This window comes from Brevibacillus brevis (assembly GCF_001039275.2).
In the GTDB taxonomy this organism is placed as follows: domain Bacteria; phylum Bacillota; class Bacilli; order Brevibacillales; family Brevibacillaceae; genus Brevibacillus; species Brevibacillus brevis_C.
This window is the reverse complement of record NZ_CP030117.1, coordinates 5,986,038-6,010,479: the sequence shown is the minus strand read 5'-3', so window position 1 is coordinate 6,010,479 and position 24,442 is coordinate 5,986,038. Positions and strand designations below refer to the sequence as shown.

Annotated in this window: 23 protein-coding genes; 14 read left to right on the top strand and 9 right to left on the bottom strand. The window is 50.0% G+C overall.

The genetic code is table 11. The annotated features are described in order from the left end of the window. Positions 1 to 32 precede the first annotated feature (32 nt). Genes AB432_RS28525 through AB432_RS28505 form a run of 5 tightly spaced genes read left to right on the top strand, consistent with a single transcriptional unit; the run spans position 33 to position 3,944 of the window. Positions 33 to 638: a QueT transporter family protein gene (locus AB432_RS28525; protein WP_048035169.1), complete on the top strand. Its 606-nt coding sequence runs from the start codon at positions 33 to 35 to the stop codon at positions 636 to 638. Next, on the top strand, positions 635 to 1,477 hold the full coding sequence (locus AB432_RS28520) for an energy-coupling factor ABC transporter ATP-binding protein (protein WP_048035168.1): 843 nt from the start codon (positions 635 to 637) through the stop codon (positions 1,475 to 1,477). The genes AB432_RS28525 and AB432_RS28520 overlap by 4 nt, the downstream gene beginning before the upstream one ends. After that, on the top strand, positions 1,474 to 2,289 hold the full coding sequence (locus AB432_RS28515) for an energy-coupling factor ABC transporter ATP-binding protein (protein WP_048035167.1): 816 nt from the start codon (positions 1,474 to 1,476) through the stop codon (positions 2,287 to 2,289). The genes AB432_RS28520 and AB432_RS28515 overlap by 4 nt, the downstream gene beginning before the upstream one ends. 1 nt (position 2,290) lies before the next feature. Continuing rightward, the gene (locus AB432_RS28510) at positions 2,291 to 3,079 is read left to right on the top strand and encodes an energy-coupling factor transporter transmembrane component T (RefSeq protein WP_048035166.1); all 789 of its coding nucleotides are present in this window, start codon (positions 2,291 to 2,293) and stop codon (positions 3,077 to 3,079) included. 16 nt (positions 3,080 to 3,095) lie between these two features. Beyond that, positions 3,096 to 3,944, top strand: coding sequence for an alpha/beta fold hydrolase (locus tag AB432_RS28505; RefSeq protein ID WP_048035165.1), 849 nt, complete (start codon positions 3,096 to 3,098; stop codon positions 3,942 to 3,944). 40 nt (positions 3,945 to 3,984) lie between these two features. Here AB432_RS28505 and AB432_RS28500 read toward each other — a convergent pair whose 3' ends face one another. Next, the gene (locus AB432_RS28500; protein WP_048035164.1) at positions 3,985 to 4,680 is read right to left on the bottom strand and encodes a hypothetical protein; all 696 of its coding nucleotides are present in this window, start codon (positions 4,678 to 4,680) and stop codon (positions 3,985 to 3,987) included. 156 nt (positions 4,681 to 4,836) lie between these two features. On the opposite strand from AB432_RS28500, the gene AB432_RS28495 reads away from it, so the two are divergent. The 4 genes from AB432_RS28495 (at position 4,837) to AB432_RS28480 (ending at position 10,223) form a co-directional block, all read left to right on the top strand. Beyond that, positions 4,837 to 5,577: a gluconate 2-dehydrogenase subunit 3 family protein gene (locus tag AB432_RS28495; protein ID WP_241970685.1), complete on the top strand. Its 741-nt coding sequence runs from the start codon at positions 4,837 to 4,839 to the stop codon at positions 5,575 to 5,577. A gap of 14 nt (positions 5,578 to 5,591) precedes the next feature. After that, positions 5,592 to 7,313: a GMC family oxidoreductase gene (locus tag AB432_RS28490; RefSeq protein ID WP_048035162.1), complete on the top strand. Its 1,722-nt coding sequence runs from the start codon at positions 5,592 to 5,594 to the stop codon at positions 7,311 to 7,313. Between the two features lie 220 nt (positions 7,314 to 7,533). Further along, the gene (locus AB432_RS28485; protein WP_048035161.1) at positions 7,534 to 8,742 is read left to right on the top strand and encodes a trans-sulfuration enzyme family protein; all 1,209 of its coding nucleotides are present in this window, start codon (positions 7,534 to 7,536) and stop codon (positions 8,740 to 8,742) included. 26 nt (positions 8,743 to 8,768) lie between these two features. Beyond that, positions 8,769 to 10,223, top strand: a complete 1,455-nt coding sequence (locus AB432_RS28480) for a sigma-54 interaction domain-containing protein (protein WP_048035160.1) — start codon at positions 8,769 to 8,771, stop codon at positions 10,221 to 10,223. A 67-nt stretch (positions 10,224 to 10,290) separates the two neighbouring features. Here the strand turns inward: AB432_RS28480 and AB432_RS28475 are convergent, their stop codons facing one another. From AB432_RS28475 to AB432_RS28465, 3 genes are all read right to left on the bottom strand, one after another. Beyond that, complete coding sequence (locus AB432_RS28475; protein ID WP_048035159.1) at positions 10,291 to 10,614, bottom strand: antibiotic biosynthesis monooxygenase family protein; 324 nt, start codon at positions 10,612 to 10,614, stop codon at positions 10,291 to 10,293. A 76-nt stretch (positions 10,615 to 10,690) separates the two neighbouring features. After that, the gene (locus AB432_RS28470; protein ID WP_048035158.1) at positions 10,691 to 11,584 is read right to left on the bottom strand and encodes an arylamine N-acetyltransferase; all 894 of its coding nucleotides are present in this window, start codon (positions 11,582 to 11,584) and stop codon (positions 10,691 to 10,693) included. A gap of 203 nt (positions 11,585 to 11,787) precedes the next feature. Further along, entirely contained in the window at positions 11,788 to 12,303 is a 516-nt protein-coding gene (locus AB432_RS28465) for a stalk domain-containing protein (protein WP_015893706.1), read from the bottom strand. 223 nt (positions 12,304 to 12,526) lie between these two features. On the opposite strand from AB432_RS28465, the gene AB432_RS28460 reads away from it, so the two are divergent. Continuing rightward, positions 12,527 to 13,216: a uracil-DNA glycosylase gene (locus AB432_RS28460; RefSeq protein ID WP_048035157.1), complete on the top strand. Its 690-nt coding sequence runs from the start codon at positions 12,527 to 12,529 to the stop codon at positions 13,214 to 13,216. A 78-nt stretch (positions 13,217 to 13,294) separates the two neighbouring features. On the opposite strand, the gene AB432_RS28455 is transcribed toward AB432_RS28460, so the two are convergent. Together AB432_RS28455 and AB432_RS28450 are read right to left on the bottom strand one after the other, a co-directional pair. Further along, positions 13,295 to 13,936 carry a thiamine diphosphokinase gene (locus AB432_RS28455; protein WP_048035156.1) on the bottom strand — a complete coding sequence of 214 codons (642 nt, stop codon included), beginning with the start codon at positions 13,934 to 13,936 and terminating at the stop codon, positions 13,295 to 13,297. A gap of 33 nt (positions 13,937 to 13,969) precedes the next feature. Then, complete coding sequence (locus tag AB432_RS28450) at positions 13,970 to 14,383, bottom strand: 2Fe-2S iron-sulfur cluster-binding protein (RefSeq protein ID WP_048035155.1); 414 nt, start codon at positions 14,381 to 14,383, stop codon at positions 13,970 to 13,972. Between the two features lie 143 nt (positions 14,384 to 14,526). Here AB432_RS28450 and AB432_RS28445 point away from each other — a divergent pair, with 143 nt between their 5' ends. Continuing rightward, entirely contained in the window at positions 14,527 to 15,435 is a 909-nt protein-coding gene (locus tag AB432_RS28445; protein ID WP_048035154.1) for a GNAT family N-acetyltransferase, read from the top strand. 15 nt (positions 15,436 to 15,450) lie between these two features. Here AB432_RS28445 and AB432_RS28440 read toward each other — a convergent pair whose 3' ends face one another. Next, entirely contained in the window at positions 15,451 to 16,257 is an 807-nt protein-coding gene (locus AB432_RS28440; protein WP_048035153.1) for an Fpg/Nei family DNA glycosylase, read from the bottom strand. A gap of 205 nt (positions 16,258 to 16,462) precedes the next feature. Here AB432_RS28440 and AB432_RS28435 point away from each other — a divergent pair, with 205 nt between their 5' ends. After that, positions 16,463 to 17,620, top strand: a complete 1,158-nt coding sequence (locus AB432_RS28435) for a THUMP domain-containing class I SAM-dependent RNA methyltransferase (RefSeq protein WP_048035152.1) — start codon at positions 16,463 to 16,465, stop codon at positions 17,618 to 17,620. Between the two features lie 74 nt (positions 17,621 to 17,694). Next, complete coding sequence (locus tag AB432_RS28430; RefSeq protein WP_048035151.1) at positions 17,695 to 20,430, top strand: DUF4855 domain-containing protein; 2,736 nt, start codon at positions 17,695 to 17,697, stop codon at positions 20,428 to 20,430. Between the two features lie 53 nt (positions 20,431 to 20,483). On the opposite strand, the gene AB432_RS28425 is transcribed toward AB432_RS28430, so the two are convergent. Further along, positions 20,484 to 21,131, bottom strand: a complete 648-nt coding sequence (locus AB432_RS28425) for a hypothetical protein (RefSeq protein WP_048035150.1) — start codon at positions 21,129 to 21,131, stop codon at positions 20,484 to 20,486. Between the two features lie 83 nt (positions 21,132 to 21,214). Continuing rightward, positions 21,215 to 22,462: an MDR family MFS transporter gene (locus tag AB432_RS28420; RefSeq protein ID WP_048035149.1), complete on the bottom strand. Its 1,248-nt coding sequence runs from the start codon at positions 22,460 to 22,462 to the stop codon at positions 21,215 to 21,217. Between the two features lie 569 nt (positions 22,463 to 23,031). Here AB432_RS28420 and AB432_RS28415 point away from each other — a divergent pair. Continuing rightward, positions 23,032 to 24,144: an aminopeptidase gene (locus tag AB432_RS28415; protein ID WP_048035148.1), complete on the top strand. Its 1,113-nt coding sequence runs from the start codon at positions 23,032 to 23,034 to the stop codon at positions 24,142 to 24,144. The last annotated feature ends 298 nt before the right edge of the window (positions 24,145 to 24,442 follow it).

The window sequence follows — 24,442 nt, the reverse complement described above, 5'->3', positions numbered from 1 at the left end:
ATTAACACTTGACACGAGGAGGGTTTATTCTGATGTTTTCGACTCTGTTCCGGCGGAAATGGACGACAGTGGATTACGTCCTGATTGTCGTCACTGCCGCGCTCTACGCTGTTGCTATTATTATGCTTGCCAATATCAAGCTCATTCCTTCCGTACCCATCCGTCCGGCCAATGCCCTTCAGCCCGTATTTGGCATGTTATTCGGCTTGCCGGGATGCATTGGTCTTGCCTTTGGAAATATGGTCAGTGATTTGTTAACCGGAAGCGCACCGCCTCATGCGATTGCGGTCGGTTTCTTTTCTAATTTTATGGGGGGCTTTATCGGGTTGCTTGCTGTGAGTCACCCTGCACTGAAAACAAAACGCAGCGTCCTTCAATATATCGTGTTTGTTGTCATGATCAGCTCGATTGTGGTAGCGTGCGCGATTTTGATTAACGTGGCACTGGGTCTGACACCAAAAGAAGTGGCGGTCTGGTACATCCCAACCGTGTTCTTGAACCAAGCCATTTCCACGGCGATTCTGGGACCAATCCTCTTGAAGCTGTTGTACCCATTCGTGAAGCGCTCTGGACTATACCGGGGCCGTCCCTTGCAGGAATTCAACTATCTCGGAAATGAAAGCAGGATCGCAAGGTGAGAACAGAACCATTGCTGCGAGTAAACGGAGTCTATTGGCACTATGAAGAGGGAGCACAGCCTGCGCTAGCGGACATTCATCTGGCGCTTGATCCAGGGGAAGTAGTCGGTATAGTCGGACCTGCTGCCGCAGGGAAAACGACGCTGCTATTAACCATGTCGGGTCTGATTCCGTCTAACTACGGAGGACACTTCGTGGGGAGTGTCGAGTCCACAAGCGAGCAAGGCATCGTTTTTCAGGACCCGGAAACCCAGTTCATCGGGCTGACCGTCGAAGAGGAGCTTGCCTTTTCGCTTGAGAATGCCGGGTGGTCGGACGAGCGAATAGAACGACGAATGGCAGAGGTACTCGATCTGATCGGATTGAACGGCTTTGCTACTCGTTCGCCTCTTGAGCTTTCGGGGGGAGAAAAGCAGCGGGTGGCAATTGCATCCGCTCTTTCCCACAGTCCGCAGGTGCTCATTTTGGATGAGCCTACTTCTGAGCTAGACCCGGTGGGAGCGCGGGAGGTCTTCTCGCTTCTTGCACGGCTGAAGCAGGAAAAAGAAATGACGATTGTGGTATCGTCCCATGCGACAGAAGAGCTCGCGGCCTTTTGCGACCGAATGATTCTGATTGCAGAGGGGAAAATCGTGTTGGACCAGCCGACTCGGCAATTTTTTGCCCAAGTGGACGTGTTGGACGAGCATGGCATATTGGTCCCGGATGTCATCCGACTTTATCATTTGCTATGCCAGGAAGGCGTCTTGTTGGCGTCCTCTGCTGGTGTTCCCTTGACTGTTGAGGAGCTGGCACTCCACTACAAGGAAGCCCAGCTCGTTCGGGAGGGAAGCCTGTGAGTGTCGTCATTGAATTTGATGAGGTGTGGTATGGCTATGAAAAGGAAAAGCCGGTGCTGCATGGCGTTTCGCTTCAACTGAAACAGGGAGAATTCGTCGCGATCATCGGGGGAAATGGTTCCGGTAAAACGACATTGGCCAAGCATTGTAACGGTCTATACAAGCCGACACAGGGTACCGTCAAAGTGAATGGTCTTGATACCAAGGCGTTGAATGTTGCCCACCTATCGAGAATCGTGGCGTATTGTTATCAAAATCCTGATCATCAAATCTTTCATTCGACCATCAAGGCGGAGGTAGCATTTGGGCCCAAAAACATGGGCTGGCCGCCTGAAAAAATAGAGCAAGCTGTCGCGGAGGCGTTGGCAGCAGTGGGGTTATCCGACAAGGGCGAAGAAGAGCCTCATTTTTCGAGCAAAGGCACGCGGCAAAAGATTGCGGTGGCTTCGATTTTGGCGATGAAGCCGCAGGTGATCCTGCTGGACGAACCTACGACCGGTCTCGATTACCGTGGCATGCAAGAAATGATGGAGCTGGTGCGGCATTTGCACGCGGAAGGTCATACGATCATCGTCATCACGCATGATATGCGTTTGGTAGCGGAGTACGCTCAACGAGTGATCGTTATGCATAAAGGAAAGCTGCTATGCGACGGGGGCCCACAGCACGTATTTTCACAGCCGCAAGTATTAGCTGCTGCCCAAGTAGAAGCGCCTGCCATGTATCGTTTCGGGAAAGAAGTGGGTGTCCATGATCCGATTCCACTCACGCTAACCGCGATGAAAAAACAGTTGCTGGGAGAGGGGATCTAAGATGAGGAATGCCCATCCGAGCTATGCGCTGCTTGTATTCGTGCTGCTGGGCTTGCTCCCTTTTTTATTCCAGGACCCGCGTGCGCTTATTATTTTATTGGTGATAAACATTGCTCTAATTGCCAAGCTGGGCTGGGAGCTCTCCATGATTAAGGCGTATGTATTGGTTGGTGGAATCGGTTCGTGCTTTGCTGTGATTACGTGGCTGCCGTTTACCAATGTAGGCACTCCGTACTGGAGCAGCACCATTCCGTTGATCCACTATCCCGTGCAAATCACGGATGTCGGCGTCCTATGGGCATTGGGAATGGGACTTCGACTGGCAAATGTCGCGTTATTGTCGATGTACTATGTGTTTACAACTTCGCCCAGAGAAATAGCGATGGGACTTCGCGGGATTGGCGTTCCGTTTTCGATCAGCTATTTGCTCTCGCTCATTTTTCGTTTTATCCCCCTCGTCAAAAATGATTTGGCAATCATTCGGGAAGCGCAGATGGTACGAGGGATGTCGACGAGCGAAGGGAATGTTTCAGAGCGCATCAGGAAGTACAGTTATTTGCTCGTGCCGCTCATCTTCAACTCACTCAAGCGTGTGCAATTGATCGCCAATGCATTGGATGCCAAAGGCTTTCGCATGCGTAACAGTCAGCATCGGTTTTACCGCAGCAAACGATGGAAGAAAACAGAAGTACTCACACTAGTGGTTGGTGTATGTATCGTAGCCGCACTGTTTTACATCGCCAGGCTACATCCAGATCATATTGGTGTGCTGATTCCGGGGCGTATTTAGTAAGGAGGCAGGCAAAATGGACGAAGCATTGTTTTCGCATGTGAATCGTTTGCAGGTAGAAGGGGGCACACTGGAGTACGGCGTCACCGGAAAGCCACATGCACCTGCGCTGCTGCTTTTGCATGGCATTCGCAACAGCAAGCTACTGTTTGCGCCAATCCTGCCAGCATTGGCAGAGAGATATCGGGTAATTGCGGTAGATATCCGTGGTCATGGGAATTCTGTGAGCCACGGTTCCTTTTCGTTTGAGCAAATCGTAACAGATTTGATTCAACTCTTGGAGAAAGAACAGCTCGAACAAGTAACGGTTGTCGCAGCGTCCTTTTCTGCTGTGCCTGCCCAGATGCTTGCGATTCGAGATCCCAAGCGCGTAGCTTCGCTCGTATTGCTGGATGGAGGCTACTATTCCTTGGGAGAAGTGCCCGGATTCAATAGAGAGAAGGTTGTCGAGCGGCTGTCTACCACGCGTTTTTCTTCTGTAGAGGAAGCGGAAAGGCAGTTCGCAGAGAGGTATGGTACGAGAGTGATGCCAGAGGGCTGGATGCGAGACGAGCTTTTGAAAAGGGAAGACAGCAGCTACGGATACCGTTTGCCGAGGGAGGCGTTCTCCGCTTATTTCCAAGAGTATAGCATTCATAGCCAACCGGAATTATTCCAGCAGTTGACATGCCCCGTGCTGCTACTGCTGGCTGACGACAGCTTATTGTCAAAAGAAGAGCAGCAGTTTCACCGACAGGCAGTTGCCACTTACCAGCGGATTGTGGAGCAGGCCAAGGTGAAAATGATACCGGAGGCACAACATTTGCTGATGGTCACGCATCCGAAAGAGACCGTGAACGAAATCCATGATTTTTTATCGAAATAAGGAAGGGACAAGCGAAAATTGCTTGTCCCTTTTTCTTTGGTTACCGCTTCGCTTCGCGCATGAGCACGTTGAGCTGTTCTGCCATGGCTTGCTGATCCTTTTGATCTCTCATATGCTTTTTCACCGTTTCTAGCGCTTTGATGCCTTTTTTCGAGCTCACTACCTTCACGGTTGTATCCGTTCCATAGATACGCTCGATTTGGGTGCGTGCTTGGGCGAAAGTGCTCTGATGATCGCTTGTACCCAATGTCCCTGCGGTTCCGCTCCCTGATTTTGTATGGGCAGCATCATGCCCGCGACTGGAGCTACCGGAGTAATTGCTGATGAGATGGGACTGCATCGGGTCCATTTGATTGATCGATTGAGTATTGGCAGTAGAAGGGGCCAAGTAGATAGCATCATTTACGATCAATGCCTGGACACCGTGAACGCCCGCTGCCTTCAGTTGGGCTTCCAGCTTTGTAGAAGGACCACCCGTGTGCAGGTGTGAGCTGCCCATGGAGCTGTAAAGAGCATTGCCCATTCCGCTATACGTATGACCGTGCGCGTTTGTCGTGAGTTTCTTATCGCGATCCACGCTGGGAATAACCGTTGCTCCTTTTGGAGTCTGAGCAATAGACTGCGTACGTGCTGGCGGATGTGGCTTCGTAGGCTGGGCAGCTTGATTCATACAAGCTGTCAGTAGAAGTACAGCCCCTAATCCTGCGGTTCCAACCCATGTGTGGAAATGCTTCATCACGATCCCTCCAAGTCTTCCTGCCTAGATAAACTTATCCTTTGTTCGCTGCATGAAGTTATGAGTGGAGCATGTTGGAAAAATTTCCGTTAATCACGATTATCTTGTGAAGAAAATGCACAAAACAAAAGAAGGAAATCACTGGAGGTGGTAGATTTGGCAGATTCAAACAACGTGAAGGAGCAGCCAGTATCCCGAAGGAACTTCTTGAAAAACTCTGGCCTGGTGCTCGGTAGCTTGGTCGTGGGTGGCGTGGCAGGGAGCTTGCTCCGCAAACCGGAACCCCCGGCGCAGCCAGCAGCACCGCCCCCTGCGGCCGATTACAATCAGGCGCTCATGTTTTTTACGCCTGAGCAATTCAAGGTGGTGGATGCCGCCTGTGAGCGTATTTATCCTGAGGATGAGCTGGGTCCAGGCGCGAAGGCACTCGGTGCAGCTTATTTCATTGACCACCAGCTAGCGGGTGATTGGGGCTTTAATGCTCGAGAATACATGCAAGCGCCCTTTTTTCCGGGTGAGATTACACAGGGCTATCAAGGCAGGTTGAAGCGCAGGGAAATATTCGAAATCGGCCTTCAAGAGATGAACAACCACAGTAACAGTACCCACGGAAAACGGTTTTATGAACTCCCGCCGGAACAACAGGACGCTGTTTTAAAGGCTTTTGAAACCGATGAAGTAAAATTGACGACCATTTCGGCGAGCACTTTTTTCAATATGCTGCGGGCCAGTACGATCGAAGGCGTATATGCAGACCCTCTGTACGGGGGCAATAAAAATATGGATGGCTGGAAAATGAAGAATTTCCCAGGGAATCAGATGGCGTATACACAACTGATCGATAAGCCTGAGTTTGTGAAGATGGCTCCCTTAAGCTTACGGGATCATCAACATTGAGGGAGGACTGACATATGGCCAAAAAGTTGCCCAAGGTTGACGTTGTGATCGTGGGGGTGGGCTGGGGTGGAGGCATTATTGCTTCCGAGCTGACCAAGCAAGGTCTGACGGTAGTGGGTCTGGAGCGTGGCAAGGAGCGCAAAACCGAAGACTACTTCATGGTACACGACGAATTGCGCTATGCCCTTCGTTACGAGATGATGCAAGATTTGTCCAAGGAAACGATTACGTTCCGCAGTAGAATGAACGTTCGCGCGCTTCCCATGCGGTCATACGGTTCCTTTTTGCTCGGGACAGGACTCGGGGGATCTGGTGTCCACTGGAACGGACAGACTTTCCGCTTCCTGCCGTATGATTTCGAAATCCGCTCCAAGACGATTGAACGGTATGGGGCAAAGAAAATTCCAGAGGGGATGACGATCCAGGATTGGGGCATTACTTACGATCAACTGGAGCCGTACTTCGATAAGTTTGAAAAAATGGCGGGAATCGCAGGCGAAGAGAATCCGTTGGGGGGGAAACGCTCCAGTCCGTATCCGATACCTCCGATGCGTACTACACCGAGCATGAAAATGTTTGCGGATGCGGCGAAAAAGAAAAACCTGCATCCATACATTCTGCCATCCGCAAATCTTTCGCAAGCGTATACCAATCCAGACGGTGTGGCACGGGCAGCTTGCCAGTACTGTGGCTTCTGTGAAAGGTTTGGTTGCGAGTACGGAGCAAAAGCCGATCCAGTGGTGACGGTGATCCCGGTGGCTAAAAAGACAGGGAAGTTTGAAATTCGCACGCATTCCCATGTCCGCAGAATTTTACATACAGGGAACAAGGCGACAGGTGTCTTGTATACAGACGTCACGACAGGGGAGGAATTCGAACAGCCCGCCGATATTGTGGTGATGACCAGCTATGTATTCAACAACACGCGAATCCTGCTCATGTCCAAGCTGGGGAAACCGTATGATCCAGCTACCGGAAAAGGCGTGATCGGTAAAAACTACGCTTACCAGGTCATGAGAGGAGGCGCGGTGGGCTTCTTCGATGATAAGGAGTTTAACAATTATGCAGGCGCAGGATCGTTGGGAATGTGTTTGGATGACTACAACGGTGATAACTTCGATCACGCCGATTTGAAATTTATCCATGGCGCGAATATCGCTGTCACACAAACCGGATTCCGACCAATCGGCACGAACAAGGTACCGCCGGGAACGCCTAGCTGGGGTAAGGATTTCAAGGCTGCCTCGATCAAATACACGAATCGATTCATATCCGTAGGTGCCCAAGGAGCTTCCATGCCATTCCGACAGCACTTCCTTGATCTGGACCCGACGTACAAGGACGCATTTGGTGATCCGTTGATACGCATTACGTATGATTTCGTCGATCAGGACAGGGAGCTGGCGGCTTTTTGTGCAGATAAGTGCGCGGAAATTGTCAAAGAAATGGGTGCGAACGAGAAGCTCGAAATCAATCGAAAGCTCGGACCTTACGATATCACACCATACCAATCGACGCACAATACAGGCGGCGTCATCATGGGTGCTTCACCTGACACTTCGGCAGTAAACAACTACTTGCAGATGTGGGATGCGGAAAACGTATTTGTCGTCGGGGCTTCTGCCTTTGCGCATAATAGTGGCTACAATCCGACAGGAACGATGGGTGCTCTCTCCTATCGAGCGGCAGAAGGTATTTTGAAATACAGGAAAAGCGCGGGTGGCATGCTCGTATAAGCTGCTTTTTCTAGTTATGCAAAACACAATTGCAACTGTGCGAAAAGTCGTTGGGGCAACTAACGGCTTTTTTGCGTGGATCTGAAAAAGTTCATTTGCACGATTGCGAATGTCAGCGTGCACAAAAAACGAAAAGCACAGGAATGACGCGGTTTCTCACCTTGGCATGCTCCTTGCTATACCCTTTGGTAACCGCACAAGCAAAAGGGAGAGACGAGAAATGACGACAAACAAGTGGAAGATGGACACCTCTATTATTCATACCGCACAAACACCTTGCCAAAAGACGGGAGCAGTCGTATCCGCAGTGGTGCCCGCTGTGGCCTACGCGTTTCCAGATGCAGACTCCGCAGCGGCGTGTGTGGCTGGCGAGAGGGAAGGAACGTATTACGGAAGATACGGCAACCCTACCATCACCACTTTGGAGCAAAAAATCGCAGCATTGGAAAATGGCGAAGCTGCATTAGGCGTAAGCAGTGGGATGGCAGCCATTTCGGGAGCTTTGCTCGCCTTTTTGAAGCAGGGTGATCATGTGGTGTGTACGCGGGATGTGTACGGGGGGAGCTATAAATTTCTTACGACGATGGCTCCGCGATATGGTATTGCGACGGACTTCGTCGATTGCACGGATTTGCAGGCAGTCGAGAGAGCTTTTTTGCCAAACACAAAAGTCCTGTACATCGAAACACCCTCGAACCCGTGCCTGACTGTTTTAGATATCTCGGCGTTGTCACGTTTGGCGCATGTACATGGCATTGTGGTAATCGTCGACAACACCTTCTTAACGCCGTATTTGCAGCGACCGCTTGAGCTAGGGGCGGATGTCGTCGTGCATAGCGCCACCAAATATTTGAACGGACATGGCGATGTCATCGCGGGCTTCATCGTCGGGAAGCAGGAACATATCCAATTCATGCGCAAAAACGTCATGGGAGACTTGGGGCAAAATTTGAATGCTTGGGATGCTTTCTTGATCTTGCGTGGGCTGAAAACACTCGGCTTGCGTGTCAGGCAGCATGGGAAAAACGCGCAGGCAGTGGCGGAGTTTTTGGTGCAGCACCCTGCAATCTCGCACGTTTACTACCCTGGTCTGCCTTCGCATCCACAGCATGAGCTGGCCAAACGGCAAATGGCTGGAATGGGCGGGATCGTTTCCTTTGAAGTAAAGGGCGGCTACGAGGCAGCCAAATCTTTCATTAACGCACTGCACTTGGCTATGATATCGTTTAGTTTAGGAGATCCCGAGACACTGGTACAGCATCCTGCCTCAATGACGCATTCCTCGATCCCTGCCTCTGAGCGGATCAAGTTCAACATAACGGACGGTCTGATTCGCTTATCGACGGGCCTGGAGGATGTGGAGGATATCATCGCGGATTTGGAGCAGGCATTAGCTAGTCTGCCAATGGCGGCAGCGTCCAGGGGATAAAGGAACGTGAAACTGGAGGATGGGGCATGACAGAGTTTTCCCGGATCGAGGAATTCATTCAATCGTACGCCGACAATATTTCCAAGGTACTGGGACTCGATGTCACCATCCTGGATGAACAAGGGATACGTGTGAGCGGAACCGGCTACTATCAGGATCTGATTGGATTGCCTGCGCCAGAGGGATCATTTTTCCGAATGATCCTGCAAACCGGACAGCCGGGAATGATTTTTGACATGAAAAAAAACGAGTCGGAGTGCGGCAATTGCAAGTTTTTGCAGCAATGCCGGGAGCTGGCGACGATTGGATTTCCGGTGCACAAACGGGAGAAGACGGTAGGGGTCATCGGAATAATCGGCTTTTCCCCCGAGCAAAAAGAAAAAATGCTGCACCATTCGGAAAAATGGATGCCGTTTTTGCAGCATACGAGCTCCTTGATTGAGCACAAGCTGCTAGAGCTGGATGCAGAGCGGGAGAAGAGCTGTAACATTCAAGAGGAAATGCCGCAGGCCTCGGTTCATCCGGTGTATTTCGCCCAATTGATTGGGGCAGAAACAGGCCTGCGCGATGTGATTGTCAAAGCGAAAAAAGTGACGAACAGCATTTCCACTGTTTTGATCCGGGGGGAGAGCGGTACGGGCAAGGAGCTGCTGGCAAAAGCCATTCACTGCGAGAGTGCGCGCAGCAGACATCCATTTGTGGCAGTCAATTGCGCGGCGATTCCCGAGACCTTGTTAGAAAGTGAGTTGTTCGGGTACGAAGGCGGTGCATTCACAGGCTCCAGACGCGAAGGGAAGCCGGGGAAATTTGAATTGGCCCACAAGGGGACGATTTTTCTGGATGAAGTCGGTGATATTCCGTTGTCCCTTCAGCCCAAGCTGCTGCGCGTCCTTCAAGAGAAAACGGTAGATCGGGTAGGCGGCGTAAAAACGCTGGGCGTCGATGTACGTGTCATTGCGGCTACACACAGAGATTTGGAGAGCATGGTCAGGGAAGGGACGTTTCGCGAGGATTTGTATTATCGACTCAACGTCATCCCCCTGCGGTTAAAGCCGTTGCGTGAACGCACGGAGGATATCGCGCTTTACTTGCAGCACTTCCTGTATCGGTACGGGACGTTGCTGCAAAAAGGCAGACTGGAGCTCGAAGCCCAACTTGTCCAACGACTACAAACGTACGAATGGCCGGGAAATATTCGTCAGCTGGAAAATGCCGTCGAGTATATGGTCAACATGGCGGAGGGGCAAGTCATCGGCAACGAGGAGCTTCCTGAGTATTTGCTGTTAGAGGATGAGCCGACGACAGCAGGCAGCGATTTGGGACTGGAAAAGCTGGTGGCAGAATACGAACGCTCCATTCTCCAGCGCTACTTGAACGCAGGCAAGTATGGCCAGGACAAAGCCGCGATTGCCCATGAGCTGCAAATCAGCTTGTCGACCTTGTACCGGAAGATGGAGAAATACGGTTTGGAAAAAGGATAGAGGAAAATAAAAAACCAGCCTGGATTGGATCGGAGTTTTTCCGAGGTCCGGGCTGGTTTGTTTGTATTTACGAAGGCTGCGGATCTTTTTTCGCTTTCAGCTCGTAATGGCCAGTTTTGCCGCTAATGTACCACTCAGGGGTTTCTTCTTCACGTGCTTGGCGGTGACCTTCCAGATGAACGTCACTCAGTTCCCACTGCTTCCACGCCTCTTTTGATTCCCAGCGGATCATGACGACCACTTCTTCTTCACCTTTGCGTGGCTTCTGTACCAGCACGCTCAAATCTACAAAGCCAGGAGCCTTCTCAACAGCACCAGGCTCGCTAAAGCCTTGTACGATTTTGTCAGAATGACCTTCCTGGACGACGTATGTTTTTATCTCCATCATCATGAAGTGCGACACTCCTTATATACCATTTCCCTACTTTCTCATATTATTGAGAAATATTATCATTGTCAACCAGATATTAGCAAATGGTAGGACGATCGAGAGCTTCATTTTCAAGTGGGGCTTCTTCTTTTTTGGGAGCAGCGAAAATATCAATACCACGTTCGAGGAGGATTTCTATCGCCTCGCGAACAGGGAGAAGTGGCAATTGCATTTCATCGGCTACGGCAGCTTTTATATCAGAAACAGTGTGGAGGGGTGTGATCTGGTCGGTGCCATCAGAATAACCGATGTGGAGAGTGTTGTTTTTGAGGGCTACGAAGCGATCTTGCTCCAGTTGAAAACGATGTATGTGAAGTCGATTCAAAAAGAAGGCGTCTGGTAAAAAAGAGGAGCGGATGACTTCCGACAAGTCGGACAGTTCTTTTCGTTCGTTCGGATGAAAATCCCATGGAGGAATTGCCACTTTTCCGTTTTCATACCGCGTAAAGCGATAGTGTTCAGGATGATCGGGACTTTTGGTCAATTCCATCGAAACAGTGCCAAAATGCCTGGTATGGTTCCCCTCTTCCAGAAAATGAATCGGCTCAAAGATAGGCGCGGTAGCCCCTGTATCCACATAGACGGGTGTATCTCCTGTGTTTGGACCATCGATCAGGATGGCAGTATGCCCACCGCCCGGCAAGATGAGGTGTCCAAAGAAGCCAAGGGTGCGAAGCAGCGCGAGAAAGCTGTGATTGTTGGTATAGCATGTGCCGCCGAAATGATAGTGGGTCGCATTGTGCACATATTCCTCAGGGGTTGGTGCTACATGTTTTCCGTCACGGAAGAAGAGCAGTTTGCTTACATTTTCATAAGGGAAGATCTGCAGATGCGCACGACAGAGCTGGCTGAGATAAGAGAGACTAGGGGACTTACGATCTAGCTGTAGACGTTGAAGGTATAAACTCGCCCAGTTCGGTAAGGTAGACATAAACAAGTTCACTCCTTACATAAAATAAATAGTAAATGAAAATGTTTGTTAAGTGTCGGTAGGTAGATCGTATCACATGGGACAAGTGGTAATCAACCTAGATTTTTCCAGAAAACAAAAAAGGCACCGGAAGGATATCCTCCGGTGCTAGCGGGTCCCTAGTCCGCTGTCTTTCTCGTACGAATAGATAAGTGCAGAAGAAATTATAACAACGACTTAATTTCCCCGGTATTCGGGTTCACTACGAACCAGCCATACGTACTGGTGTAGCTGTCGCCAGATTGGAAGTTGTTTACGACTGTTTGGTACACCTGAATGACATAGTGACCTTTTTCGTCGTCGTGAGCGTACTCGACTACATGTGTCGGCGAGAGTTTGCCAGCGAATTTCTTTTTCACGAGCTCGATCGCTTCCATTTTGGAGTACATTTTTGCTGATGGAATTTTACCGATGAAAATCGATTTGGTTCTCGCGTCGTAAATGACCGGTTTGTTCAGGTTCTCTGCTACGAAGCGGATAGGTACATAGACAGAGTTTTTGTACATGATGCCTTGTACGTCGCTGTTTGGTGATTTTGGCAACCCGTCAAAGTAGTAGGTGAACGGTGTTTTCATTCCTTCTTCCGCGTCTGGAAAAGCGGGTGCTGCAATGGCAATTCCGGAAAAGAGCACCGAACCTACAACAATGCCCCCCAAAAATGACTTTATGTCCCATTTCATGATGTGAAACCCTCTCCCTTTCTCTTTTCTCTAAATCTTCCCAGCAATCATTATGTCAAAGATCATAGGAGAAAAGCTATCAAACGAGGGTACTAGGAAACAAAGACTAGGAATCATGGGAAAAATAGGACTAAATCAGAATAGTCCTAGTTCTCGAATCAGTGGTTCAGTGATTGGAAGGTTTGTGGTAAGGTAGAAAAAAACAGCGGACAAGGTGAGGAACATGGCTACTATATTGCAAAATGACTGGGCCCCCGTATTGGCCGATGAATTCGAGAAGCCCTATTATGTAAAGCTTCGGCAGACGTTGAAGGAAGAGTATCAGACGCAGACCATTTACCCAGATATGTTTCATATATTCACAGCGTTGCACCTGACTGAATATCAGAATGCAAAGGTTGTGATCTTGGGGCAGGACCCGTATCACGGACCGGGACAAGCACATGGATTGAGCTTTTCGGTCAAGCCGGGAATCAAACCGCCGCCGTCTCTGGTCAATATCTACAAAGAGCTGAAAAGCGATGTCGGTTTTGAAATTCCCCAGCACGGTTATCTGAACCATTGGGCAAAGCAAGGCGTCATGATGCTGAACACCGTTCTGACGGTTCGTCGTGGCACTCCGAATTCGCACAAGGACATTGGCTGGGAGACGTTTACGGATCGTATTATTCATTTGCTGAACGATCGGGAGACACCACTCGTTTTCATACTGTGGGGAAAGCATGCGCAGGAGAAGGCGGCATTCATTGATCGAAACAAGCATTTCGTCATCGCCTCCCCGCATCCAAGCCCATTTTCGGCGAATCGCGGCTTTTTTGGCAGCCGCCCTTTTTCCCGGACCAATGAGTTTTTGCGTTCGCGTGGGCTTCAAGAGATTGATTGGCAGTTGCCGATGCAGGTAGAGGAAGAGTAGCACTGTATTCGTGCAGGTAAGAGGAAAAGGATCTCCATGTTTTGCATCATGCAAGGGAGATCCTTCTTTTTCTGCCGATTAGTCTTTGCTTTTGACAACGAGCAGCTTGCCCGTTTGAATCGTGATCGTTCCAGTCTGTTCCGTTAGCAGATTGCTGATGCCAAGCGTGTCGCCGATCCGCAGGGTAGCGTCCTTCAACGGATAAAGGAATCCGGTTAAGGTAATCCCTGTGACTTCCGGTGTAAAAGGTAGCAGGGAGATATGATCAAAATGATCCTGCTTTATCGTACAATGGCGGTCAATCAGACGGATTTCATTGGTCTCATCAAGGATGCGGCAGTTGGTACCTGTCTGCAACGCTTTGTTCAGCAAGTGTACGTTTGCCAGCATATGGTCAAAACGAGAGCCGAGCACGCCGAGCAGCACAATTTCCTCGGGCTGTTGCTCGATTGCCCAAGTAAGGGCCATCTCTGTATCGGTTAAATCTTTCATAACGGGATCGCAAGAGGAGATGTGCATACTGTGGCGTTCAATTTCTGCCATTTCCTCGGAGCTGACAGAATCAAAGTCACCGATCGACAATCTTGGTACAAGACCGTTGCGAACGAGGAACAAGGCACCTCTGTCAACGCCGACGAGCCAATCATTTTCGCGAATCTCTTGGATCGCCCAGTTGTCCAGATTGCCTCCAGCGAATAGTAGGATGCGTGTAGGATTCATGCTACGGCCACCTTTTTCTTTTAAAAATATCCTCTATGTAGTAGGAATCGAAGAGCGAAATGTGCTCTGACAAGCAAGGCGATAGCCTGTAGCGAGTTTTTCTCCCAGCTTTGCTTTTTCCTGTCCGGTTGGGGGGGCGAGTAATGATGCACCTGCTACGATCTGTACATGGCACTTGCCGCAATGCCCTTGTTGGCATTTGTAAGCGATGGGTTGATCTTGCGCGAGCGCAGCTTGTAATAGTGTTTCGGAGGGAGTGTACCGGACTGGCATCGTTTGTGAGTGTTGCTTCACCTGTACGAGCTTTTGCTCTGATTGGGGGCGAGCCGGGCTCATTTCTGTTTTTTTCAACGACGTATGCGTATGCACGGGAACGGGAGCTGGACTCGACATCTGTACGTCAGATCGTCCAGGAATGAGCGAGCCGACCGTAAGCTGTTTGCGCATAGGAACCTCCCGAGTAAGTGATTTTTTTCATATTACCATGTCAGGCGCGTGGGTGACAAAGCTGGAGAAAGCGTCCATAAATGATTGAATTTTTAGATTTTATCGATTAAAATAATTTTATCAAAAACCAGGAAGGTGATACCATGATTACCATCAAACGGATGAGCGACTGTACCTTTGCAGAAGTGACCAAAGCGTGGAACCGAGGCTTTGAAGGCTATTTTATCGAGTTTACGATGACAGAAGAAATGCTTGTCCAGCGACTGGGGGGCGAGGGATACGTGTTGTCCCTGTCTGTGGTTGCTTTTGACGGCACGGAGCCGATTGGCGTAGTGGCCAGCGGGATGAGGACAGTTGCAGGGAAAAAAGTCGCGTGGAATGGTGGTACGGGTGTCGCCACGGAATATCGCCGACAAGGAGTAGGGAAGCAACTGATTGAGGCAGCATTGGATTTGTACAGGGAGGCAGGGGTGGAGGTAGCTACCTTGGAAGCATTGAGCCAAAATACCAAAGCGATTGCCTTGTATGAGCAAAAAGGCTATGACGTCGTGGATCGTCTGTTGTTTTTGCAGCAGAGCGGACCGCTGGCAGAGAATGCCTTTCAGACAAGTGTGCAGGCTGAATATCGGGTTCGACGCATTTTGGCCCAGGAAGCCGCCATGCTGCCGTTTTACGTGACAGATGTCCCTTGGCAAAATTACTGGCTGAACCTGCGAGATGCGCAGGCCGTGCTCGTAGAAGACAGAGAGGGGCAGGCGGTCGGCTATGCGATGTACAAGTGTGCGGTAAATGAAGAAGGCAAAGTGAGTGGGATCGTGCTGCGTCAATGTGTAGCACAGCCAGAGCATCCTGATGCACCAGACATTTTGAAAACCGCACTCGCGCATGTGTATGGGCCGCTTGCACACGATTGCCGCCGGTCTACGTTTAATTTGCGTGCGGCTGATACCTTGCTTGTCGAAATACTGCAAGCGGCGGGATTCGGTCCTTCCGAGACGGAGCAGGTGTTTATGATCAAGCAGATGGAAGCCGCAAATACTCCTGTCGTCTAGGAGTGAAAACGTCTGTCAATGCTGGCAGTTCGTGCAGGTGAATACTTTGCGGGAGGAGAGCTCGCTCTTTTCGATAGGCTGTCCACAGCGCGGGCAAGGCTCACCACCGCGATCGTACACTTGGCAGCGCTCATCGAAGCCACCTGTCAGGGAATCGCCAGAAAAGAGCGGCTGCATGTAGCCGCCGAATCGAATCGCTTCTTTTAGCACGGTTTGCATGGAATGATACAGTCGTTTTTGTTCCTCGAGAGAAAGTGTCGGGATCGTTCGGGTAGGCAGGATGGCGGCATGAAAGCAGATTTCGTCCGCATAGCAGTTGCCGATACCCGCCAGCCAATGCTGATTGACTAATGCCGTTTTGAGGACGCTGCGCTTGTCAGCGAGCAGCTCCGTAAAGTGGGTAAAGGTAAACAGCGGGTCCAATGGTTCTGGCCCAAGAGGAGCCAGTCTTTCGTCGATCTGAACGTTGGTGAGCAAGTGCAGGTAGCCCAAACGGAGGCCGTGAAAATATAAAAGTCGTTCTCCAAAGGAAAGAGTCACTTGGGCGGTTCGCTTTAGCTTGTCTTCCGCAGAGCCCAGGTATAGAAAACCGCCGAGCATCAGATGAAGCAGCAGGACATGGCCACTTTCCAGATGGAAAAGAAGATGCTTGCCGCGTCGGTCGACAAGTGTCAGGCGATTGCCCTGGAGCAGTCGAGCAAATTCCGCAGGCGGTAGATTGATCGTTTTTTCCCGCTGAACGTGTAAGGCTGTAATCGTTCCGCCACCGATTTTCTCCTGTAGCAGTCGGCGATAGGTCTCCATCTCAGGTAATTCTGGCACGTTGACTTCCTCCCGTACGCAAAGTTTTTCGTAGGATTTCCCATATGGATGATCCACATGCCGTACCCGTCACTGTTTTTCGGTGATGGGTCTTTTGAATTTAGACAAGATTACCAACGCTATTAGGAAATGGGGTAATATAATATGTAAGGTAGTAGGATGAGGGCATTGCCCGAAGGATTATTGGACGGACAGGAGATTACATATGCAAAAAGTAGAATTGATCGCTACGGCGACTTTTGGTTTGGAATCAGTAGTAGCAGAAGAGGTAAAGGCGCTCGGATACGGACCGGTACAGGTGGAAAACGGTAAGGTAACGTTCACCGCAGATATTTCTGCGATTCCCCGCACAAATTTGTGGTTACGAACTGCCGACCGCGTGCGTCTTAAGGTAGGGGAGTTCAAAGCGACTACGTTTGACGAGCTGTTTGAAAAGACAAAAGCGCTGCCTTGGGCTGATTGGATCACAGAGGATGGGACGTTTCCTGTGGAAGGGAAATCCGTGAAATCTACCTTGTTCAGTGTGCCGGATTGCCAAGCCATCGTGAAAAAAGCAGTGGTAGAAAGTCTGAAAAAGACCTACAAGCGCGAGTGGTTCGATGAGCTAGGGCCGCTGTACAAGATCGAGGTGGCACTTCTCAAGGATGTGGCGACGCTGACGATTGATACGTCAGGACCGGGCCTGCACAAGCGCGGCTACCGGGAATTGATCGGACAAGCGCCACTGAAGGAAACCATGGCTGCGGCGATGATTATGCTGTCGCGCTGGAAGCCTGACCGGGTGTTCATGGACCCATTCTGCGGATCGGGTACACTTCCGATTGAGGCGGCGTTGATCGGGCAAAACATCGCTCCAGGGATGAACCGGGAATTCGTTTCGGAGACGTGGCCTATCATTCCGAAAACAGCTTGGCGTGAAGCTCGCGCAGAAACGCATGATTTGGCGCGCTATGATCAAAAGCTGGAGATTATCGGGACTGATATGGATGACGAGATCCTGAAAATTGCCCGCCACAACGCGACTGAGGCTGGTGTAGATGACCTGATTCATTTTCAGCGCATGGATGTGCGGGATGTGCGAACCAAGCGCAAGTACGGCTACTTGATTTGCAACCCACCTTATGGGGAGCGCTTGGGAGAATGGAAGCAGGTAGCCAAGATGTATGGCGAAATGGGGAAAACCTTTGCTGCCATGGATACGTGGTCTTTCTACGTTATTACGTCCGACGAACAGTTTGAGGAGCATTTTGGTCGTACAGCAAGCAAAAAGCGTAAGCTCTACAACGGAAATATCAAGGTAGATTACTATCAGTTTTTCGGACCTAGACCGCCGCGCGGGCCAATGGTTACCCCGACCGAATAGACAGAAGAGTGATGTTCAAAGATGACTTTTTGAACTACCTCTACAGAAGGGGCATAATTGGAGGAGAAAATGCAATGAGCAAGAAAAGATTCGGGAGCAGAACGTTGGCTGCGCTATTGGCAGCAGCTACATTACTGGTCCAAAGCACGCCGTTGACTCATGCTGCAACAGAGCCAGAGAAACCGGCGGTGGAGAGTGGGAAACCAGCAGAAGAGACCAAGAAGCTGGAAGATCAGTTCAAAAAGCAAGAAGAAGCGCACACAGAGTTTACGGATTTGGGTAACAGCTACGCCAGTAAAGCCGTAAACAGGCTTGCAGCCCTTCACATGATCAGTGGCCAGGGCGAAAACCGCTTCAACCCGCAAAACACGATTTCTCGGCAGGATATTGCGGTGCTTTTGACAAAAGTAATCGGTCTTCAACCAACAGAAATCGAGGATGCAGCTTTTGAAGATGTACCATTGGAAAGTCCTTATGCACCGTACGTATATGGACTATCTGAGTTGGGTGTGATGAACGGCAGAAGTGAACACACCATGGGTGCTCTTGACCCGCTTACCCGACAAGAGCTGGCTGTCATGCTGTCTCGCTTGATGAAAGAGGGCTCTGTGACCAAAGTGGCTGGTCAGACTCCTGTTGCATACAGCGATGAAGAAGAGATCGCCGACTACGCCAAAACGGCCGTGGAAGAAGTAACGAATCAGCGCTGGATGCAAGGTGCAGGCGGTAAGTTTAATCCGACAGGAACCGTCACGCGTGCAGAGGCTGCTGTGATTGCTGAGCGCGTCTTGGATGCACGCTACCAGCAAGCAGAACAGGTGAAATACAAGGTAGATGTAGAGCGGCTGAGTTTGGCTGCTGGAACGAGCCAACGCTTGAAGGTAAGCAGTATCAGCGGAGATGAGCTGCCGTTTACACCTATTTTCGCTTTTGATCGTCCCGAGCTGGGGACCATCTCGGCTGACGGAACCTTTGTTGCTGGTCTTACAGCAGGAAAAGGAAATCTCACGGTAACAGTCGGCTACAAAACGACGACAATTCCGGTTGAGATCAAGGACGCTGGTAAGCCATCTGTTGAAAAGGCAGAGGACACGACAAAGACTGCACCGGTGACTTCCTCCAATGATTCGGCAACGAAAGTCGATGAAAGCAAGACGGTAGTAGAGGGAGAAAAGCCAGACGCAGACAAAGGAACAACAGAAGCGGATGCTACGAAGCCTGCTGATCCAAAAGAAGAGACTGAGGAGCCAGCAAAGCAGGACGAACTGGTCAATATCGCACCAGGCAGCTATACAGCGGTTACTACTTTTGGAGCGCCAGACTCGTATTTCCAGGAGCTGGAGAAGCAGTATCCGGGTCCGGTAGGCGGACTTGTAACGCCTACAGAAGACTGGACGGGATACCACCGTCAGTTTGGGCGCAAGGTGACCGTTGAGCTCGACGAGGCGAAGCCATTGGAGAGAGTTGCGCTGACGTTTAAGCAGCAGAAGACCTCGGGTATCACGATGCCAGAATACATGGAAGTCGAGGTATCTCGCGACGGAAAAGTGTGGTCGTATGCGGGAAGAGCTGTTCACGATGTTTCCGCCAAAGAGGACAAGCTGGTTACACGCACATTGAGCGTAACCCTGCCAGACGTCAACACCCGCTATGTCCGGGTATCCTTCCCGGTGAAAGTATTTGCGTTCGCTCGCCAGCTAGAGGTATGGGCGAAAACGGATAGCGAGTGGAACAATGGCGCTGTCTTGCTGCCGCCACCAAACCCGGCGAAGCTGGAAGAAGCCAAACAAGCAGGTCGTCGTGTAGAAAATATGCTGCTCGCTTATACCGGAGAGCATGGCGAACTTGGAACATGGACCAAAGAGGATTTCCTCCCGATGGTTGGCTACCGCACCGTAGATGGTTATATGCGTGACCAGATGTTTGATACGATTTTGTTCCTGCCGTATCAGACCATTCCTGCTACGAAGGAAAGCTGGACAATGTACATGAATGATTTGTTCGGCTCAAACAAGCAGCTCGACGCTCTCAACCAGGCAATGCGGGAGTACAACCGACTGCGCGGAACGCTGTATACAACACCGACGCAGGAAAATGTCGTGTTGGCGCTGCCGTATCCGAATGCCAATCAGACCAATTTTGGTCAGTTGAATGAAAAGAACCCATCTCTCTCCTTCAACCCTGCGGGAATTGGAGAAGAGCAAGCGTATTTGAATCGCAAGGCTGCGTTGGAATGGTACTTCCAGGAGCTCATAAAGCGCTGGAACAAGGAAGAATACGCCTATCTGAAGCTGGAAGGAATCTATTGGTTCCATGAGCTGGTGGAGGACAGTGCACCGAAAGAGCGCCAACTGATTCGTGACATGGGTAGCATGGTGCATGATGAGGCGTTGCGTTACTATTGGATTCCGTATTTCGGTGCACCGGGAGTGTCCGAGTGGAAATCTCTTTATTTCGATAAAGCATTCCTGCAGCCGAGCTATTACAGCGACAAGCCGGTAGGAATTGACCGCATTCAAGGTGTATTGGATGTCGTCAACAAGTACGACATGGACATCGAGATCGAAGGCGACTGGAAGATGTACAATGATCCGAAGTTCTATCAGACCTACTACAATCAGTTAGTTGCCACCCACAAGCTGGGGATGGATAAAGACAACGTACACGCTTACTACTTCGGCTCCAAGACATTGTTAGAGTCTGTCAAGAGCACGGACCCTGTCAAGCGCGCCATCTATGATGATACGTACAAATGGATGCGTGGTCGTTTTGACAGAACAGAATTTTTCGAGGGCAGCGAGATGCCGTAGTGAATGGAAAAGAGTCTGTTTCCTCTTTGTAGGGAGACAGACTCTTTTTTTATCTAAAGCGGATGGGCCGATTTTCGCCCAATCGTTTTCCTATAGATCTCCACCAGTTCCTCCATGATCTTTTCTTTCGTCGCATGTAGAGGGGGGCTCGGATGGTAGTAATCGATTCCCTTGGGGCAGGGCTTGCCAAAGGTCGGTACTCCTGCTGCTGCGATCCGTTGTTTCCACAGCTTTTTGAGCGAAGAAAACTGATGCCAGGAATGGTGATGGGAAAGCCCCCAACCGAGCAGGAGCCACGGATGCTTTTGCAGTTCCTGTGTAGATACGAGCTGAGCCTCGAGCGTCGTTTCTTTCTCATCAATGAGTTGCTCAAAATGAGATATAGCACTCACGGCAGCAGCATTTTGTACGGAAAACAGGTTGTAAATATGAAATCTGCCTGCCAATGCCCGTTTTCCGTAGATCGCCTCCACGAGCCGGATCAATTGTCGCATGGTGGGATCGAGTGTGGTTTGACCCATGATGCTATGACCAGATGCAGGTCTTTCACGAAAAAGCTTGGCACTACCAGGGTTCAGCAAGAGACAGCTCCCAAGAGAACGATGACCCTCTGAATTTGGTCCCCATTGAAGATAGGTAGAAGTTCGGTAGACGACTCCTCGATGCTCTCTAAATGCAGCAAAGGCATTCGGCTGGTTCATGACGATCCCCTCCTGGTCAAGCTATCTATAACTCATTTATATGAGAGGAGGGGATTTGGTAGAACGGACATGGACTACTCTAGCTAGCTACTCTTGCTAACTTCTTTGGCACCAATCATCCGGAACAAAATGATATACAGATACGCACTGACTAGGGTTAAGCCCAGGATGACACCGAATACGCCAACAGGAGCGAGCCATTGGGATAGTCCGATCGTCAGGGGAGCGATGAAGCGACCAATCGAGAACTGGAGCGAAGAAGCTCCCATGTATTGACCGCGTGCATCCTCCGGCGAGTATTTACTGATGAAGCTCTGGGCGACTGGTGTGCGCATCAGCTCGCCGAATGTCAAAATCGCCATACAGCCGAACAGGAGCCAAATATTCGTCGTAAAGGCCATCAAGAACAGGCCGAGACCGAATAAGATGGAGGAGATGACGAGGCTGTTACGATCGCTCCAGTTTTCAAACCAGCGTGTGACTGGCAGTGTAAACAGAACCACCAAAAAACCATTTAAGGCCATGAGCCAGCCGAATGCGCTGGTTCCGCCGACAGAATAAGTCCAATTGCCCCACGAGAATAATGGTTGCTGCATAACATGCTCTTTGACATACAACGCCATGTAAATATCCAACTGCATGAATCCAATGGCGATCAAGACCCCGGCGCCAATGTACAGGGCAAATGCTTTATCTCGGAAAATAATGGCGTAGCCCTTGAATTGCTGAATCAGGGAAAAACGCTCCTTCGCCTTCTCCTGACGGACGTGTTCAGGCAGCGTTTCTTTGATCAGGAAAAAGACGGTAATCGCAAAAAGCAACTCAACAATGGTACAGAACATCAACAGTTGTGGGCGATAATGAACAAAAAAGACAGAACCCAATACGGGACCTGCGACCACCCCGATGTTCATCGCTGTGTAAAAGGTAGCAAAGACAATTCTTCGATCGTCTTCTGTTGTCAAATCAGCCACCATGGCGGAACTGGCTGGCCAGTAGAGAGCCCCAGCGATCCCGATCCCGATGAAGGCAAGATAGTCGATCCAAGGAGACGGAGAGAACGCAAACAGCGCGAACATCACCGTCGATGTACAGAGTGAGAGCAGCATGGTGAACCTGCGCCCTACCCGGTCCGCCAAATATCCGCCAAATAGGTTGGACAGCATCCCGAGCAGCGGCGGTACCATTAACAGAAGTCCCGCTACATCCTTCCCGAACGTATCGCTAAAATAAATCGCCATAAACGGAAAGTACATCCAAAAAAAGGTGTGCGTAATCAATTCACCAAAGAGACGTACTTTCAAATTAAGATCCCACGAACGCCAAATCATGACACGAATTCCTCCATTCATTTTCGGCAGGTGCCTTGACCTCGATTCTCTTCTTGGAAAAATTCCACGTAAAAAAGCGCAAACGGGGTAGAGACATTGCTCTTCCGCTTGCGCTTTATCAAACGATACAAGGGTGGCGGGAAATCACCAGTTCAACGGAGTACAAAAGAGAGACGGTTACCTACCTATGGTTTTAGGTACAGTAAACCGACTGTTCATCCGAGAACATGGCCCGCAATTCATATCGGGAAAAAGACGGAAGCGGTTCAGGCATCCTGCAGCTTCTAGCTTTTGATAGGGTTGTAAGAGGCAGTGCCCCTTAAGAGAGGCCCCACCTAAGCGAAGATAACTACAGAAAACACCATGAACTCAGCACTCCCGTCTTTCAAATTTTTTACATAGGTAAACTCTTGTTGATTAGAATACTCGAAAGAGTCGAATTTATGCAAGATAATTTTTTGGTTTTTTTCGAATAGTACCAAGAACATATAGAATTGAAAAAGGTGCTTCCATTCGGTAAAATATTTTTTAACATAACCAAATCATGTTAGGAATGTGGGGGATATCGCATGCGGGATGCACGCATTGTCAAGCTGGCTACAAATTTGCTGAGCCATTCTGTACGCCTGAAGGAAAAAGAAAGCTTGCTGATTGAAGTTCGTGGCGAGGGTCACGATTTGGCGAAGGAATTGGTTAGGCAGGCATACGACTTGGGAGCCTATCCGTTCGTACGGATTATTGACCCGTCTATCCAACGTGAGCTGATGCTCGGTGCAAGTGCAGAGCGTGCGACTCATTTGGCGAAATGGGAAGAGCCAATGTACAAAGATTTGGATACATATATCGTCATCAATGGTCCGTCCAACGACAGTGAGATGGCCGATGTTCCAGTAGAGCGTCGTCGTGCACACCAAAGTGTGATGCAAGAATTGAATGACTACCTGACCAACAATGTACGATGGACACTGCTCAACTACCCGACCACGGCTTTGGCGCAAAATGCCAACATGTCTACCGTGGCTTTTGAAGACTTTTATTTTGACGTATGTTCTGTTGACTATAAAAAGATGCACGAAGCCTTCTTGCCTTTGCAGCAATTAATGGACCGCACCGACAAAGTGCGTCTGGTTGGACCGGGAACGGATCTTCAATTCTCGATCAAGGGCATTCCGAGTGTCATTTGCTCTGGCCTGCGCAATATTCCTGATGGTGAGATTTTTACAGCACCTGTCCGTGACTCCGTGAATGGAACCATTACGTACAACGCAGCAACAAGCTACATGGGCACGAAATTCGAAAATGTGTGTCTGAAGTTTGTAGACGGTAAAATCGTCGAGGCGACTTCTAACAACACAGAGAGACTCAACCAAATTTTCGATACAGACGAAGGAGCGCGTTACATCGGGGAATTCGCAATCGGTGTGCATCCGTACATCTTGCATCCAATGAATGATATCTTGTTCGATGAGAAAATTGCAGGCAGCTTCCACTTCACACCAGGCCGTGCATACGACAACGCAGATAACGGCAACCGCAGTCAAATCCACTGGGATATGGTAAACATCCAGCGTCCCGAGTACGGCGGCGGAGAAATCTGGTTTGATGATGTGCTGATTCGCAAAGACGGTTTGTTCGTTTTGCCAGAGTTGCAAGGACTCAATCCGGAAAACTTAAAAGGGTAAAGCGAAAGGACAGAGCCATCATGCTTAGCATGGTGGCTTTTTTGTTTTTTAACGTAGCTATCGGTGAGGGAAGAAGCGCATTTCCAGTCTACGCCCCGCAAAGGGGGATTGACTGTTCGCTCCGGAATAAATGGCGGGAGCGCTTCAAACGTAGAAGTTTCGGGGAAGGATTTCATAAATGAAGCTGAAATTCCCCCTGAGTAACAACCAAAACGCTCTAAAAGCACGAAGTAAACCCAAGCTGTACGCAAGCACTGTCACATGTCTGGAAGGAGACCGCCCGAACGAAGAGAGGATA